This window comes from Bacillus sp. N6, from assembly GCF_052805735.1.
In genome coordinates this window covers 4,373,794-4,389,773 of the sequence record NZ_CM127843.1, presented here as the reverse complement: position 1 = coordinate 4,389,773, position 15,980 = coordinate 4,373,794, and the positions used below count along the sequence as shown (strand labels likewise).

General features: G+C 35.6%; 15 protein-coding genes and 2 tRNA genes. 15 read left to right on the top strand and 2 right to left on the bottom strand.

Annotated elements, in window-relative coordinates:
- Positions 1-154: 154 nt before the first annotated feature.
- Entirely contained in the window at positions 155-793 is a 639-nt protein-coding gene (locus tag ACUXVC_RS22585) for a TetR/AcrR family transcriptional regulator (RefSeq protein ID WP_016512276.1), read from the top strand.
- Positions 794-841: 48 nt separating this feature from the next.
- Here ACUXVC_RS22585 and ACUXVC_RS22580 read toward each other — a convergent pair whose 3' ends face one another.
- Positions 842-1,525, bottom strand: a complete 684-nt coding sequence (locus ACUXVC_RS22580; protein WP_071729569.1) for a type 1 glutamine amidotransferase domain-containing protein — start codon at positions 1,523-1,525, stop codon at positions 842-844.
- Positions 1,526-1,917: 392 nt separating this feature from the next.
- Between ACUXVC_RS22580 and ACUXVC_RS22575 the strand changes: the two genes are divergently transcribed.
- The 9 genes from ACUXVC_RS22575 (at position 1,918) to ACUXVC_RS22535 (ending at position 8,374) form a co-directional block, all read left to right on the top strand.
- Positions 1,918-3,243: an MFS transporter gene (locus tag ACUXVC_RS22575; protein WP_095690172.1), complete on the top strand. Its 1,326-nt coding sequence runs from the start codon at positions 1,918-1,920 to the stop codon at positions 3,241-3,243.
- 213 nt (positions 3,244-3,456) lie between these two features.
- A complete protein-coding gene (racE, locus tag ACUXVC_RS22570) occupies positions 3,457-4,266 on the top strand; it encodes a glutamate racemase (RefSeq protein ID WP_095690173.1) in 810 nt (269 codons plus the stop codon).
- 182 nt (positions 4,267-4,448) lie between these two features.
- Positions 4,449-5,498, top strand: coding sequence for a spore germination protein GerM (gene gerM, locus ACUXVC_RS22565; RefSeq protein WP_001126742.1), 1,050 nt, complete (start codon positions 4,449-4,451; stop codon positions 5,496-5,498).
- Between the two features lie 131 nt (positions 5,499-5,629).
- Positions 5,630-6,367, top strand: coding sequence for a ribonuclease PH (gene rph / locus ACUXVC_RS22560; RefSeq protein ID WP_001261762.1), 738 nt, complete (start codon positions 5,630-5,632; stop codon positions 6,365-6,367).
- An 11-nt stretch (positions 6,368-6,378) separates the two neighbouring features.
- Positions 6,379-6,990: an XTP/dITP diphosphatase gene (locus ACUXVC_RS22555; RefSeq protein WP_141558552.1), complete on the top strand. Its 612-nt coding sequence runs from the start codon at positions 6,379-6,381 to the stop codon at positions 6,988-6,990.
- A gap of 13 nt (positions 6,991-7,003) precedes the next feature.
- Complete coding sequence (locus ACUXVC_RS22550) at positions 7,004-7,507, top strand: metallophosphoesterase (RefSeq protein WP_098127514.1); 504 nt, start codon at positions 7,004-7,006, stop codon at positions 7,505-7,507.
- A gap of 108 nt (positions 7,508-7,615) precedes the next feature.
- Positions 7,616-7,689, top strand: a tRNA-Gly gene (locus ACUXVC_RS22545).
- A gap of 1 nt (position 7,690) precedes the next feature.
- A tRNA-Arg gene (locus ACUXVC_RS22540) sits at positions 7,691-7,764 on the top strand.
- Between the two features lie 409 nt (positions 7,765-8,173).
- The gene (locus ACUXVC_RS22535; protein ID WP_144465093.1) at positions 8,174-8,374 is read left to right on the top strand and encodes a cytoplasmic protein; all 201 of its coding nucleotides are present in this window, start codon (positions 8,174-8,176) and stop codon (positions 8,372-8,374) included.
- A gap of 94 nt (positions 8,375-8,468) precedes the next feature.
- On the opposite strand, the gene ACUXVC_RS22530 is transcribed toward ACUXVC_RS22535, so the two are convergent.
- Positions 8,469-9,083 carry a PH domain-containing protein gene (locus tag ACUXVC_RS22530; protein WP_000473868.1) on the bottom strand — a complete coding sequence of 205 codons (615 nt, stop codon included), beginning with the start codon at positions 9,081-9,083 and terminating at the stop codon, positions 8,469-8,471.
- 519 nt (positions 9,084-9,602) lie between these two features.
- Here ACUXVC_RS22530 and ACUXVC_RS22525 point away from each other — a divergent pair.
- The 5 genes from ACUXVC_RS22525 to lonB all read left to right on the top strand — a co-directional run bounded on the left by ACUXVC_RS22525 (position 9,603) and on the right by lonB (position 15,935).
- On the top strand, positions 9,603-9,851 hold the full coding sequence (locus ACUXVC_RS22525) for a hypothetical protein (protein ID WP_001983650.1): 249 nt from the start codon (positions 9,603-9,605) through the stop codon (positions 9,849-9,851).
- 197 nt (positions 9,852-10,048) lie between these two features.
- Positions 10,049-11,047, top strand: a complete 999-nt coding sequence (locus ACUXVC_RS22520; RefSeq protein ID WP_000358255.1) for a hypothetical protein — start codon at positions 10,049-10,051, stop codon at positions 11,045-11,047.
- Between the two features lie 309 nt (positions 11,048-11,356).
- Positions 11,357-12,634, top strand: coding sequence for a trigger factor (gene tig, locus ACUXVC_RS22515; protein ID WP_000105215.1), 1,278 nt, complete (start codon positions 11,357-11,359; stop codon positions 12,632-12,634).
- A 264-nt stretch (positions 12,635-12,898) separates the two neighbouring features.
- On the top strand, positions 12,899-14,158 hold the full coding sequence (gene clpX, locus ACUXVC_RS22510) for an ATP-dependent protease ATP-binding subunit ClpX (protein ID WP_000472289.1): 1,260 nt from the start codon (positions 12,899-12,901) through the stop codon (positions 14,156-14,158).
- Between the two features lie 106 nt (positions 14,159-14,264).
- The gene (gene lonB / locus ACUXVC_RS22505) at positions 14,265-15,935 is read left to right on the top strand and encodes an ATP-dependent protease LonB (protein ID WP_000119173.1); all 1,671 of its coding nucleotides are present in this window, start codon (positions 14,265-14,267) and stop codon (positions 15,933-15,935) included.
- Positions 15,936-15,980 lie beyond the last annotated feature (45 nt).

Below are 15,980 nucleotides of genomic sequence, written 5' to 3'. Positions count from 1 at the left end.
CCGTCCAGTTGGTGATAATGGATTCTAGTTCTTTATGTATAGTATATGAAAATGTAATAAACTAAAAAAGCATAATGAGTATAATAACTTCATTTATAATCATTCGTGAATTTGCTATACTATTTTGTATGGACAAAAGGGGAGGCTCTTTTAAATGAGAAAAGTCGCATGTGCAAATACTTATATTAATAAAATAAAGCCCGTTATTAGAAAGACGAGTTTTAGCCAATTGAAAATAGATGAAATTGCGAAATATATGGATATTAGTAAAGCTACTTTATATAAACGTTTTTCTTCGAAAGATGAAATTATTGAGGCGGTAGTAGAGGATTTTATGAATTATCTACTCGAAGGTGATGCGGACAATCAAGATGAAAGCATGTCTTTTGCAGAACGTTTCCAAAAGACGTTTATCCACTCTTTAAAATGTGTGACATATATTTCGGATGTTTTTTTGCAAGATTTGAAAGAAGCATATCCGCATTTGTCAGATCAATTAGTCGCTGCACAACAAAATCGTAATCATAATTTGCAAATGTTTTTTGAAGCGGGTATGGAACAAGGTTATTTTAATAAAATGAATGCACAATTATTTATGGTACAAGATGATGTGATGTTACGACGTATTATAGATCATTCTTTTTGTATTCAGTACGATATTACTTTAAAGAAAGCGATATTTGATTTTTATCAATTAAAGAAGTATCAACTTTTTAAACCAGAGTATATAGAAGCAATTGATGATTCTGAAATTGAAAAAGAAGTTATTGCTATTTTGCAAATGATTTCGTAAAAAAGCAGATCTCCCTTAGTAGAGGGAAATCTGCTTTTTTAGTACATATTATTTTTGCAACTGTTTTAATACTAATTCGGCTACTGAACCACCTGAAGCTGGGTTTTGACCAGTGATAACACGATTATCTTCTAGAGCAAAAGCTTCCCAAGGCTGTGCAGCTTTTTCGTAAAGTCCTCCATTTTTAATGAGTTCATCTTCTGTTAAAAATGGAACGAATTGATCTAATTCAGCTAATTTTTCTTCTTCATTTGAAAAGCCTGTTACCTTCTTACCGCTAATTAAACGATCCCCATTACTTAATGTAATATGAAATAAACCAGCTGCTCCATGACAAACGGAAGAAACAATACCGCCGTTTTCATAAATATTGCGGCTAATATTTTGAAGTTCTTTATTTTCTGGGAAGTCCCAAATAACCCCGTGACCACCTGCGTAATAAATAACAGCGTAGTCTTCTGGATTCACTTCACTTGGTTTCATTGTAGAACCGAGGCGATTCATAAACTCTTTCTTTTGGTACCATTCCCAATCGATGCTCTCCGCCATTGCTAAACTATGTGGATCAATTGGTGTATAACCGCCTTGTGGACTGACGTAATCAACTTCGTAACCCGCTTCTTCTACTTTTTTTACGAAATGTACAGCTTCACCGAGCCAAAGTCCGGTAGCCCTATTTAAATTTGGGTATTTTTCTACGCTTGTTAATACAACTAACATTTTTTTCTTCATCATAATCCTCCTATAATGTCTCTTCTATATAAAAGTTCTGTATTCGTTTCATTTTATTAAGTTAAAAAATGCAAATTTGAATAATCATGCCAGTCCTCCTTATATCAGCTTCGAAATTAGTGTATAATAACTTTTGAACAAAGTAAACCAAAAAGGCTAAAATAGTTTACTTTGTATGTTTTTCGTTGACAAACTGTAATGTTGAAACTATGATAGTTCCATGAATATCGAACAACATACGTGTTTCGTTTCGAATTCAATTTATCGCGCGATAAATTAGCACCATTTATACATTTAATGAAGTTGTTTAGTGGTGATACAACATTTAAATAACTTCATTTTTTTATCTATAGTTTGACAGTTTTAAAATTGCAATCAGGAGAGTGTTACACATGGGGAAAGATATAAGTAACCATTCGAAATGGTTTGTTTTTACATTATGTTTTATTGTTTTGTTAGGACCGATGAACGCTGTGTTATTTAATGTAGCGCTAGAGGATATTGCTAATGATTTATCAATTAGTCAATCGAAAGTAAGTTGGGTTGTAGTAGGGTATTCTTTAGTCGTCGGTATCGGTTCGATGATATATGGAAAACTGGCTGATCGTTACAGTGTAAAAAGGCTATTAATTATTTCTATTATCATATTTGTAGCTGGTTCTATTGTTGGGTTTGTGAATCAATCTTATGAGATTATCATTTTCGCAAGGTTAGTGCAGGCGAGCGGAGGAGCAGCGTTTATTGCGCTTAGTATGATTGCGGTGGCGAAATTAGTTGCTCCAGCTAAAAAACCGGGTGCGTTAGCAATGATTAGTTCTTCTATTGCATTAGCGGTTGGTATTGGACCTTTAGTTGGTGGGGCAATTACAAATACGTTAGGGTGGCCGTATTTATTTTTATTTATGGTTATTTCAATGGTTGGTATTTTCTTGCTCGTAAAATTTATGCCAGAAGAGGTGCAACATACCGATGAAGTGTTCCACTTTGATTTCATTGGAGCATTTTTATTATTTGTATTGATTACGACCGTTTTATTAGGAGTGAATATTAATAATTGGTTTTTTGTGTTATCTGTTGCTTTCCTATTTTTATTCAAGGCTCATATGAAGAGAGCAGAGTCGCCGTTTATTGATATTGAGTTGTTTACAAATAAACCATTCCTGCGTTTAATAGCGGTCGGATTTATCATTAATGTGGCGTTATGTGCTAGTTTATTATTATTACCATTACTGTTAGGAAGAGGGCACGGATTGTCTCCGTTCGTTATTGGAATTGTATTGTTTGTTGCATCTCTCTTTGGTATTGTATCTAGTTTTATTACCGGAAAGATTATTCCTGCGTTTGGGAATGTGAGGATGATGTATGTAGCGTCTGTAGTTATGATCATTGGCTTTTTAATTTTAGGGATTATTCCAGACGGGAACTTACTCTTTATTTTATTTGCGGTTATTTTAACATTTATGAGTTATTCGGCAATTCAAGTATCATTAAACACATTTATTCCGAAAACATTAAATCCAGCTAAAGTTGGAGTCGGCCTTGGTTTATATAATTTAATTAACTTTTTCGGTATGGCATTTGGACCAGCTGTAGCGAGCAAAATTATGGAATCTACAAATAGTTATCGATTGAATTTTATTTTGATCGTCATTTTAATTTCTGTTCATTTCGTCTTATTAATGGGAATGTCTTCTTTTCAAAAAAAGATGGATCAATGAATATGCACTTTATATAGAAGAAACCGACTTTCTTATAGAAGGTCGGTTATTTTTCTATCTTGCAAATTATGAAAAAAAGGAGCAAAATAAAAAAGGTCCTAGTCTATACATGGGCAAATGAAAATTTTCATACAGAAGCATTTGAAGTGAGCGAACTTAAAGTGTGTAAAATATAATGATAAACATAAAAGATGATGAATGAGAAAACGGGTGATGAAGTTGAATAGAGCAATCGGTGTTATCGATTCAGGAGTTGGCGGTTTAACAGTAGCGAAGGAATTAATTCGTCAGTTGCCGAAAGAGCGTATCATATATTTAGGAGATACAGCACGTTGTCCTTATGGTCCACGTTCTCGAGAAGAAGTGCGTCAATTTACGTGGGAAATGACGGAGCATTTACTAGATTTAAATATTAAAATGTTAGTTATTGCGTGTAATACAGCAACTGCAGTTGTATTAGAAGAGATGCAAAAACAATTACCAATTCCAGTAGTAGGAGTTATTCACCCAGGATCACGTACAGCTTTAAAAGTGACAAACACGTATCACGTTGGGATTATTGGAACGATTGGAACGGTGAAAAGTGGTGCATACGAAGAGGCGTTAAAGTCTATTAATAACCGTGTTATGGTAGAAAGTTTAGCTTGTCCACCTTTCGTTGAACTTGTAGAGAGTGGGAATTTCGAAAGTGAAATGGCGTATGAAGTTGTAAGAGAAACACTGCAACCGCTGAAAAGTACCGATATTGATACACTTATATTAGGGTGTACACATTATCCGATTTTAGGACCTGTTATTAAACAAGTAATGGGAGATAAAGTGCAACTAATTAGTTCTGGTGATGAAACAGCACGTGAAGTAAGTACAATCTTATATCATAGTAAAATGTTGAATGAAGGAGAAGAACAAAGCGATCATCTCTTCTTAACAACAGGAAAAATAGGCTTGTTTAAAGAAATTGCATCAAAATGGTTCGGTCAACCGATTGAAAATGTGAAGCATATTCATTTAGAAAAAGAATAATAGTAGAATTTATATAAGTGAGCTCCTGAGAAATCAGGAGTTTTTGTTTTATCTTGCTATTTGCTGGGCAGTTAGACCCTCCAATGATTAAAGTTTCACTTTATAAGAGGCACAGCTTGTTCTAAAATGTGAAACGGCTCGTATACATAATAGTACAAACTTAGATTTTAGGGGGGAATGGCATGCCTAAATCCACTTTTAAATGGGTTGTTGGTGCTACTGTGAGCGCTGTTTTACTAACAGGGTGTGGCTTTATAAATCAGGAGAAAGCAACTGAACAAATTGATCCGCCAAAACAAGTTACGTATACAGAGGGTGGGAAGAAAGAAGTAGCTAAAAAAGATAAGCAAGGGCAAATGGTAAATAGAGAACTATACCTTGTTGATAAAAATGGTTATGTTGTACCACAAACGTTAGCTATACCTACTCCGAAAGCAAATGAGACTGTGAAGCAAACGTTAGAATACCTTGTGAAAGATGGACCGGTAACGAATTTATTACCGAATGGGTTTCGTGCAGTCATTCCGGCGAATACAACGATGACTTTAGATTTGAAAAAGGACGGGACGGCAGTTATTGATTTCTCTAAAGAAATGAAAAACTATGCGAAAGAAGAAGAGCGTCAAATCATTGAATCTATAGCGTGGACGTTGACGCAATTTGCAGAGATAAAACAAGTGCAGTTCCAAATAAATGGTGAGAAATTGGCGAAGATGCCGGTTGCTGGTACACCGCTTGGTGAAGGAGTGAGCCGTGCAAATGGTATTAACTTCGATGATGAACAAGTAGCAGATGTAACGAATACAAAACCAGTCACACTATATTTCATGGCGCAAAATAATAATAAACAGCAATACTACGTACCAGTCACACGCCGCGTTGCGGAAGGAAAAGAAAATGATTATGCAGCAATTATAGATGAACTTGTAAAAGGTCCGATTCATCAATCGCTCCTGAATGATTTTAATCCAGGCGTTAAGCTTATTACGAATCCGAAATTACAAGACGGAAATCTTACATTAAACTTTAATGAAAATATATTTGTAAACCCAGATAAAAATATGATCTCAAATTACGTATTGAAGTCGTTAGTTTTATCTTTAACAGAAAAGAAAGGTGTGAAAAATATTTCTATTGAAGTGAATGGAAAAGCAAATCTTATAGATGAAAAGGGCGGAAAGTTAATAAAACCTGTAGATCGTCCAGAAAACGTGAATACAGGTAGTTTTTAATCTTGAATAATTTGATATACTTAAGTAAGAAAGGAGAATTGCTTTTTGGGTTCTCCTTCTTTTATTGTATACATATCATACATTTAAATTTGGCTATACTAACGAGTAGTAATTAAGAGGAGGTTATTTTTATGCGAGTAGATGGTAGAGAGAAAACAGAATTACGCCATATACATATTCACACGAATTATTTAAAACATCCAGAGGGATCTGTATTAATTGAAGTTGGGGATACAAAGGTGATTTGCTCAGCAACAATTGAAGAGCGTGTACCACCGTTTATGCGTGGAGAAGGAAAAGGATGGGTAACAGCTGAATACGCGATGATTCCGCGTGCAACAGAACAACGTACAATTAGGGAGTCAAGCAAAGGGAAAGTAACAGGACGTACAATGGAAATTCAACGTCTAATTGGACGAGCATTACGTGCGGTAGTTGATTTAGAAGCGCTTGGCGAGAGAACAGTTTGGATTGACTGTGATGTTATCCAAGCAGATGGTGGAACGAGAACAGCTTCTATTACAGGTGCATATGTAGCGATGGTATTAGCTTTCGAGAAATTATTACAAGCAGAAAAAGTATCTAAAATTCCAGTAAAAGATTATTTAGCAGCAACGTCAGTAGGAATTGTTGAAGAGCAAGGTGTTGTTTTAGATTTAAACTATGCAGAAGATTCTAAAGCAGACGTTGATATGAACGTAATTATGACTGGAAAAGGTCAATTTGTTGAAGTGCAAGGAACTGGAGAAGAAGCGACGTTTAGTAGAGCGCAGTTAAATGAACTACTTGATGCTGCGGAAAAAGGCATTTTCCAACTGATTGATATACAAAAAGAAGCTTTAGGTGACATCGTATCTCATATAGAGTAGAGGTGGAAAGTATGAAACAAGTTGTTGTTGTAGCGACAAAAAATATGGGGAAAGTACGTGAGTTTGCTGAGTTATTTGAGCGATTTGATTTAGAAGTGAAATCATTACACGATTTTCCTCATATTGAAGAAGTCGAAGAAACTGGTGAAACATTTGAAGAAAATGCGATCTTAAAAGCGGATAGTTTGAGTAGACAGTTGAATTCTATCGTAATTGCGGATGATTCGGGTCTTATTGTAGATGCTTTAAATGGAAAACCAGGAGTGTATTCAGCGCGTTTTGCTGGTGAACCGAAAAATGACCAAGCAAATATCGATAAAGTGTTACAAGAATTAAATGGCGTTGACTTTGAAAAGCGTAAAGCTCGTTTTTATTGTGCATTAGCAGTTGCTTTCCCTGAAGGTGATAAAAAGCCTGTCATTGTAAATGGGACATGTGAAGGATTTATCTTAGAACAACGCCGCGGAGAAAATGGCTTTGGATACGATCCGATTTTTTATGTGGAAGAATACAAAAAAGCAATGGCGGAATTAAGTTCAGATGAAAAAAATGCTATTAGCCATCGTGGCCGTGCTCTTCGTAAGTTAGAAGAAAAAATCCCGGAATGGTTTTTAGGAGAATAAGGGAGAGAGAATGATGAAAGCTTTAATCGTAAGCGATAGTCATAGCTCTGTGAAGGAATTACAGCAGTTGAAAGAGAAATATGAAGAGAAAGTAGATATCATGATTCATTGCGGTGATTCAGAGCTAACGCCTGCTCATGAAGAACTGCAAGGTTTCCATGTTGTAAAAGGAAACTGTGATTATGCTAACTTTCAAGATGAAATTGTAACTGATGTAGATGGAATTCGCTTCTTAGTAGTGCATGGACATCGCCATAATGTGAAAATGACATTACAAACGCTAGCGTACCATGCTGAAGAAGTGGGAGCGCAAGTTGCATGCTTCGGACATTCTCACGTATTAGGTGCGGAATTAATCGAGGGCGTTTTATTTATTAATCCAGGCAGTATTTTATTACCACGTCAGCGTGTAGAAAAGACATTTGCTTTATTAGAAATGGATGAAAATCAAATGGAAGTTCGTTTTGAAACGTTAGACGGACAACTAGTTGAACAAGCAGTTTTTAAAAGAGGATAAGAAAATTTATCCTCTTTTAAAAAAGGTGTTGACTTTATGTGTGGTTATACATATAATAAATATTGTCGATAGGGCAACGGCGCTAACGAAGAAAAGAAAATAACATATGCGGGTGTAGTTTAGTGGTAAAACAAGAGCCTTCCAAGCTCTGGTCGAGAGTTCGATTCTCTTCACCCGCTCCATGTCCCAGTAGCTCAGCCGGATAGAGCATACGCCTTCTAAGCGTACGGTCGGGAGTTCGAATCTCTCCTGGGACGCTAAAAAAACCTTGTTATCTTTTGATAACAAGGTTTTTTGTTTGTCTATAAATTGATGTATGTGCAAGAAGTGTAAAATATAACGCAATATATGATAATTATTATTTATTATGGATGGAAGTACATTAAGAAAAGAGCGCCATTTATGCGCCCTATTCCTCTTATTTAATTTAAAGAATCAATAGGCTTATGATGGAACTCAAATCCATATCCGTATTATCCTAATTTTTTACTTAGAATGTTCTAAAACTTTTACCATTCTAGTACGATTGAGCAGCAGTTATCGGAACTTATCCCCGGCAGTGTGTTACAATTAATAGAAGCGGAAAACGAGAATCTCCAATTGACTGGACCTGTGATTGGTTAGAGGGTTTAAGAAGGTCGTATAAAAAAGGGAGATGGCGCAAAGATGGCGAGATCAAATGAGAATGATTTAACGGAGAAATTGGCAGAAGGTCACCGGAAATATGGTGATGGCAATTTTACAGTACAGAACATCGGTGATGAAACTAAACCGAATTGGACTGTTGTAAAAAATGTGAGGAAGGGATCGGCAGGCATTCGCGAGGGCGAAGATATATTAAGACTGCGATCAAAATATATAAAATAGTACGGAAATGGCCGGAGCGGGAGTTCTCATCTCTCCTAGGACGCTAAAAAAACCTTGTTATCTTTTGATAACAAGGTTTTTTGTGTATTTTAAATTAGTTGTTAATAAACTTGTCAAAGACAAAACCATAATCTTTCACATTATATTGTTTCTTCGTATCAACAAGCCAGTTAAAGGCAATCTCGTTCATTTCTTTAAATTGCTCTGCTAAATTTACTTGTGCGTTTGAAATGCGGCTAAAGGCATTAGATGCCATATCTAAACTTTTATGTGCATATTGTAATGTAATATCGTTGTCGTATGAAATTTCTTCGATTTTAAGTAAAGCCTTATATAAATCTTTTAATTCTTCAATATGTTTTTTATGAACATCAATTGAGTAATGTTCATCGCCCATTTGAAACTTAATTTCTACATCTAAATCAATCGTTCCTGCAGTTTCAAGTGCTACGTTTTTAATTTGATATTTGCTATAACTAAAGCGGCGTAGTGTACGTTTTTTACTTGTTGCGCTTGTACCGTCTAAGTGAATTAACCCTTTGTTTGTGAAGCAATATTCATCTGATTTGGATTTAATTAGAAAGTAAATTTTCTCCCCATCTTCATGCATCACATAATCATCAGCATCAACCTTATCATAGTCTTTCGGCGTAATGACAGAACCTACATCGCTTAGTCCTAATACATCTGCGGCCATTTTTTTAAACATATATAATCCCCCTTGTAAATTAAATTCTTAATTGTACAAAAATATATTAACACGATTTTCACCCGTTGTTTTCTTGTAATACGAAAATATCTGAAGGTAAGTTAAGAAAAGTAACGAATAATTATTTTGATTCTAAATTATTTAGTAAATCTATTAGTTTAAGAGTCGATTCGCCGAAAAATAACCAAGAGAAAAAAGTTAATTTTGCAAGTGGTTATAGAGAAATTCCGTGAAAGCACCTCAAGCGATATGAGGTGTTTTTCAATCTCTTTTTGGAATCTTACAATTCTGTAAGGTAACTGTAAGGTAGTTCGATGGTAAGAAATTGCTAATCTTTTATAATGAAGATAACAACGATAAAACGAGGAGGCAGAAATGATGAAAGGATTAGTTGTAACGGGCTTAACGGTTGCTTTTGGATTTGTAGCGTATGAGAAATTAACGTATGTAGTTGATGTTGTGAAACATTTGATCGCTTAGAGAAAACAGCCATGAGAGGGAAAGGGAATGAGTGAATGAATGGAATGGTTATTTGGAATTATAGGTACTTGTAGTGTAGTGTTATTGTTCTTTGTCCCAAGTGGTATACTTAGTTCGACAACAAGTTTGTTCTTCTTAAGTTTGTTTGCTTGTACGATGCTTATTATTATGTTTTTAATGAAGCGAAGTAAACCAATCTTCTATTTTAGCATGATTGTTATGGCAATTATTGTTCTCCAAATTATTACCCTTGTAATATACCCCACAATTATAAAAGCTTTCCATTAATGATGAATCCTCTGCGCTTGTTGCTGGGGATTTTTATTTGTATAATTTTAATTTTTAGTAGAAATTTATTCGTATTGGAATGTAAAAATTAAATATTTTCATATTTCAAACAAATAGTTTAGGGATGTTGTGTTCTCATTACGCATTTGATATATTTACTTTGAACATAATTAAAATCAAGAAAAAGAGGCGGACGTATGGATAAAAAAGAAAATACGGTCGTATTGTTTCCACAACTATCAGAGCGCTATATTGATGAAGGTTTTTTAGCGCTGAAAGAGCGGGAATTCGAAGATGCATTGCGTTGCTTTGAAATATTACGTCAGTATAATGCGGAAACGGAACAAACGGAATTAGCTTCAGTTATTTGTTTACTCGAATTAAAACGTATGGAAGAAGCGAAAGACAAATGTGAACAGTTGCTTAAAACAGGAGTTGTCTTATTTGGTGATATTCTTGAAACGTACGTAACTATTTTAGTTCAAACAAATGATTATGAAGGTGTTATTGAAACTGTTGAAAAGGTTTTACAAACGAAAGATATAATGCCTGATCAAAAGGAAAAATTAGCGCAGCTTGCTTTATTTGCAGAAGGTATGCTAAATGAGGGAGACGCATCGCTAGTGGATTCAAATTTTGAATTGGATGAGTTTACTAATGAAATTTTTGGAGAAAACTTTGGACAGAAGCTAAGAGCGATTCAGCGACTTTCGTTAAAAGACTTAGATCTTGCATTACCTGTTTTAAAGAAATTTTTAATAGACGAAGAGCAGCACCCCTATTTGAAAACTTCTATTTTGTATAAAATGATAGAAAGTCAGGTAGAAGAAGAAATAGAGGTAGAAAAGTTTGGAAATACGATTAAGGTAATTCCAGCATTTACAGGTCATAATGAGGAGCAATCCAATAACATTATACATAAATTATCAAGCCGATTAGAGCAAAATTATCCCGATATATTTGAAGCAATGGTTACATATTGGAAAGAGTTGCAAATTAGCGTTTTCCCATTCGCTCTATTAATGGATAAAGAAGAGATTTGGTCAGCTGTTTTAGAGAGAATTGGAAGAAAGCGTTTCGGATTGGCTATAGATGAAGAAGAGCTTATGGCAGCATATAATATCGAATTGGAAGAGTTTCATATTGCCTATCAATGGTTATTACGTGTTGAAAGAGAAGGATATTTGCCCGTATAATTATGAAAAAGAATCGTTCAGTTCTTGAAACGAGCATATTCTATGTTATAATGTAAGGGTTGCAAAAGGCAGAAATCTGCCTGTTTGTAAGAGAAGAGAAGTGTAATTCTCTTACTTAATATGTTTCATATTATTCTCGAACAAAATATACCGTAGTTGTCTTCTGGGCAATTAGTAGATTGGAACATTATATCTGAAAGCTTTTGCTAGAGGATTATTTGTGTATTTGTTATTTCAAAAAAGAGATAATGAAGATTTTAATCTATAGAGGTATGTGCATACATTATTATAGTTGGAGGGAAAGAATAAATGTCTACAAAATGGGAAAAATTAGAAGGTAACGTTGGCGTTTTAACAATCGAAGTTGATGCTAAAGAAGTAAACAACTCTATCGACGCTGCGTTCAAAAAAGTAGTAAAAACAATTAACGTACCAGGTTTCCGTAAAGGAAAAATGCCTCGTCCATTATTCGAACAACGCTTTGGTATTGAATCTTTATACCAAGATGCTTTAGATATCATTTTACCAAAAGCATACGGTGAAGCGATCGAAGAAGCTGGTATCTTCCCAGTTGATCATCCTGAAATCGACATCGAGAAGTTCGAAAAAAATGCTAACCTTATCTTCACTGCAAAAGTTACAGTGAAACCTGAAGTTAAATTAGGTGAGTACAAAGGTTTAGCAGTAGAAAAAGTTGAAACAACTGTAACTGACGAAGATGTAGAGAACGAATTAAAATCTTTACAAGAGCGTCAAGCTGAACTAGTTGTTAAAGAAGAAGGAACTGTTGAAAACGGTGATACAGCTGTAATCGACTTCGAAGGTTTCGTTGATGGCGAAGCATTTGAAGGCGGAAAAGGCGAAAACTACTCTCTAGCAATCGGTTCTGGTACATTCATCCCAGGTTTCGAAGAGCAAGTAATCGGTCTTAAATCTGGTGAGTCTAAAGACGTTGAAGTATCATTCCCAGAAGAGTACCATGCTGCTGAATTAGCTGGCAAACCAGCAACATTCAAAGTAACAATTCACGAAATCAAAACAAAAGAACTTCCTGAGTTAAACGACGAGTTCGCTAAAGAAGCAGACGAAGCGGTTGCAACTCTTGATGAATTAAAAGCAAAACTTCGCACAAACTTAGAAGAAGGCAAAAAGCACGAAGCTGAGCACAAAGTACGTGACGAAGTAGTAGAATTAGCTGCTGCTAACGCTGAAATCGAAATTCCAGAAGCTATGATCAACACTGAGTTAGATCGTATGGTTCGTGAATTCGAACAACGTTTAAGCCAACAAGGTATGAACCTTGAGCTTTACTACCAATTCACAGGTACTGACGCTGACAAATTAAAAGAGCAAATGAAAGAAGATGCACAAAAACGTGTAAGAATCAATCTTGTTCTTGAAGCTATCATTGAAGCTGAAAACATCGAAGTTACTGAAGAAGAAGTAACTGCAGAAGTTGAAAAAATGGCTGAAATGTACGGTATGCCAGTAGACGCTATCAAGCAAGCTCTTGGAAGCGTAGACGCTTTAGCTGAAGATCTTAAAGTGCGTAAAGCTGTAGACTTCTTAGTAGAAAACGCTGCATAATAAAATAACAAGGCACGATTTTAATCGTGCCTTGTTTTATAAATATAGAAATATATTTATAAAACTTTTCGATGGAGAAGGAAAAGTTCCTTTACAAGTCGAATATACATATTTCAAAAGTTTTAAATTTTTTTTATTTGTACATAACTAGTCATATTATTTGTATTTCTCGCCACGTAGTGACATAATATGTATTTACATACGATACATTTATCGTGTACATACGAAGGCAAGAGGTTAGCACTTTGTAAGGGGTGTGAAAATATGTTTAAATTTAATGATGAAAAAGGGCAATTAAAATGTTCTTTCTGTGGTAAAACACAAACGCAAGTTCGAAAGTTAGTGGCAGGTCCAGGTGTTTACATTTGTGACGAGTGTATCGAACTTTGTACTGAAATTGTACAAGAGGAGCTTGCGAAGGACGAAGAAGTAGAATTCAAAGATGTACCGAAACCGGTAGAAATTCGTGAAATCTTAGATGAGTATGTCATCGGGCAAGATAGCGCGAAAAAAGCACTAGCGGTAGCGGTATATAACCATTACAAACGCATTAATTCTAACAGCAAAATTGATGATGTAGAATTAGCGAAGAGTAATATCGCACTTATTGGGCCAACAGGTAGTGGTAAAACATTACTTGCACAAACGTTAGCGCGTATTCTAAATGTTCCATTTGCAATCGCGGACGCAACATCTTTAACAGAAGCTGGATATGTTGGGGAAGATGTAGAAAATATCTTACTAAAATTAATTCAAGCAGCTGATTATGATGTAGAGAAAGCGGAAAAAGGAATCATTTATATTGATGAGATTGATAAAGTGGCACGTAAGTCCGAAAATCCATCAATTACACGTGATGTATCTGGTGAAGGTGTGCAGCAGGCACTTCTGAAAATTTTAGAAGGTACTGTAGCAAGCGTTCCACCTCAAGGTGGTCGTAAGCATCCGCACCAAGAGTTTATTCAAATTGATACAACGAACATCTTATTCATTTGTGGTGGAGCGTTTGATGGCATTGAGCCGATTATTAAACGTCGCCTTGGTGAGAAAGTAATTGGATTTGGTTCTGAGAAGAAAAATGCTGATGTAAATGAGAAGCATGTTTTATCTCACGTATTACCAGAGGATCTTTTAAGATTTGGTTTAATTCCAGAGTTTATCGGTCGTCTTCCAGTTATTGCGAACCTAGAGCCACTTGATGAAGATGCTCTTGTTGATATTTTAACGAAACCGAAAAATGCACTTGTTAAGCAATTCCAAAAACTATTGGAGCTTGACGATGTTGAGTTAGAGTTTGAAGAAGGTGCACTAATCGAAATTGCGAAAAAAGCAATTGAACGTAAAACGGGTGCTCGTGGACTTCGTTCTATTATTGAAGGCTTAATGCTTGATGTAATGTTCGAACTTCCATCTCGTAAAGATATCGAGAAGTGTATTCTTACAAAAGAAACAGTAGCTGATAATGAACCGCCAAAATTGGTGTTACAAGACGGTACTGTACTTGATACAAAAACATCTGCATAATGCGAAAGGGAAACAGCAATTTTTATAATTGCTGTTTTTCTTTATGTTTAGCTACGTTCCTCCGCGGAAATACTAAGAGATAAAATATTGCGGGAGGAAATAAATAATGAGCTGGACAAATATATTTTTAGTTGTTCAACTTGTTTTTGGTGTAATTGTCGGATTATATTTCTGGCATTTACTTCGAAATCAACGAACACAAAAAGTTTCAATTGATCGAGAATCGAAAAAAGAATTAGAACAGCTTCGTAAAATGCGTGAGATTTCTTTAACAGAGCCGCTAGCAGAAAAGGTGCGTCCTACAACCTTTTTAGATATTGTAGGGCAAGAGGACGGGATTAAGTCCTTAAAAGCGGCTCTTTGTGGTCCGAATCCGCAACATGTAATCATATATGGCCCGCCAGGTGTTGGGAAAACAGCGGCAGCACGTCTTGTATTAGAAGAAGCGAAACGAAATCCTAAATCTCCATTTCGTACGAATGCAACATTTATTGAACTTGATGCGACGACAGCTCGGTTTGATGAACGTGGTATCGCAGACCCTTTAATTGGTTCGGTGCATGATCCGATTTATCAAGGTGCTGGGGCGATGGGGCAAGCAGGTATTCCGCAACCGAAAAAAGGTGCTGTAACAGATGCGCATGGTGGTATTTTGTTTATTGATGAGATTGGCGAACTCCATCCGATTCAAATGAACAAAATGTTAAAGGTGTTAGAAGATCGAAAAGTATTTTTAGAAAGTGCGTACTATAGTGAAGAAAATACGATGATCCCAACATATATACATGATATTTTCCAAAAAGGCTTACCGGCAGATTTTCGCTTAGTTGGAGCAACGACACGTTCGCCAGAGGAAATTCCTCCTGCTATTCGGTCACGTTGCTTAGAAGTATTTTTCCGTGAATTAGATACGGAAGAGATTCAAAAAGTAGCGAAAAACGCCGCGGAAAAAGTGGAAATGCAAATAGGTGAAAATGGTATTGAAATGATTGGGATGTATGCAAGAAATGGACGAGAGGCGATTAATCTCGTACAAATTTCTGCTGGTATGGCGATAAATGAAGAACGTTCTTTCATTAAAGATGAAGATATAGAGTGGGTTGTTCACTCAAGTCAGCTTACGCCGAAATACGAAAAGCACATTTATCCGATTCCAAGGATTGGTCTTGTAAATGGTCTTGCTGTATACGGACCAAATACAGGTGCGTTATTAGAAATTGAAGTAACAGCAATTCCGGCGAAAGATAAAGGATCGGTAAATGTTACCGGAATTGTAGAAGAAGAAAGTATTGGTAGTCAAACGAAATCGATTCGCCGTAAAAGTATGGCAAAAGGCTCTGTTGATAATGTATTAACAGTACTTCGTTCTTTAGATGTGTTGCCAGAAGGATACGATATACATATTAATTTTCCAGGTGGTATCCCAATTGATGGACCTTCTGCAGGAATCGCTATGGCAACAGGTGTATATTCTGCGGTGCATCGCACATATGTAAATAATGAAGTAGCGATGACAGGTGAAATAAGTATACACGGAGAAGTAAAGCCTATTGGTGGCGTGTACGCAAAAATAAAAGCTGCGAAAAAAGCGGGAGCTAAGAAAGTCATTATTCCTGCTGAAAATATGCAACCATTTTTGTATACGATAAAGGGAATCGAAATTATTCCTGTCCGTAAATTAAAAGAAGTATTTGAGTTAACGTTTATGCAAGAAAATATGCATAGAGAGCTAGATGTACATACTAACGTAGACGAAACAGATGCACAATCTATGTAAAAATAAACAATAATAAAATTTGCCAGACTTCGTTTAAGTTTGTAT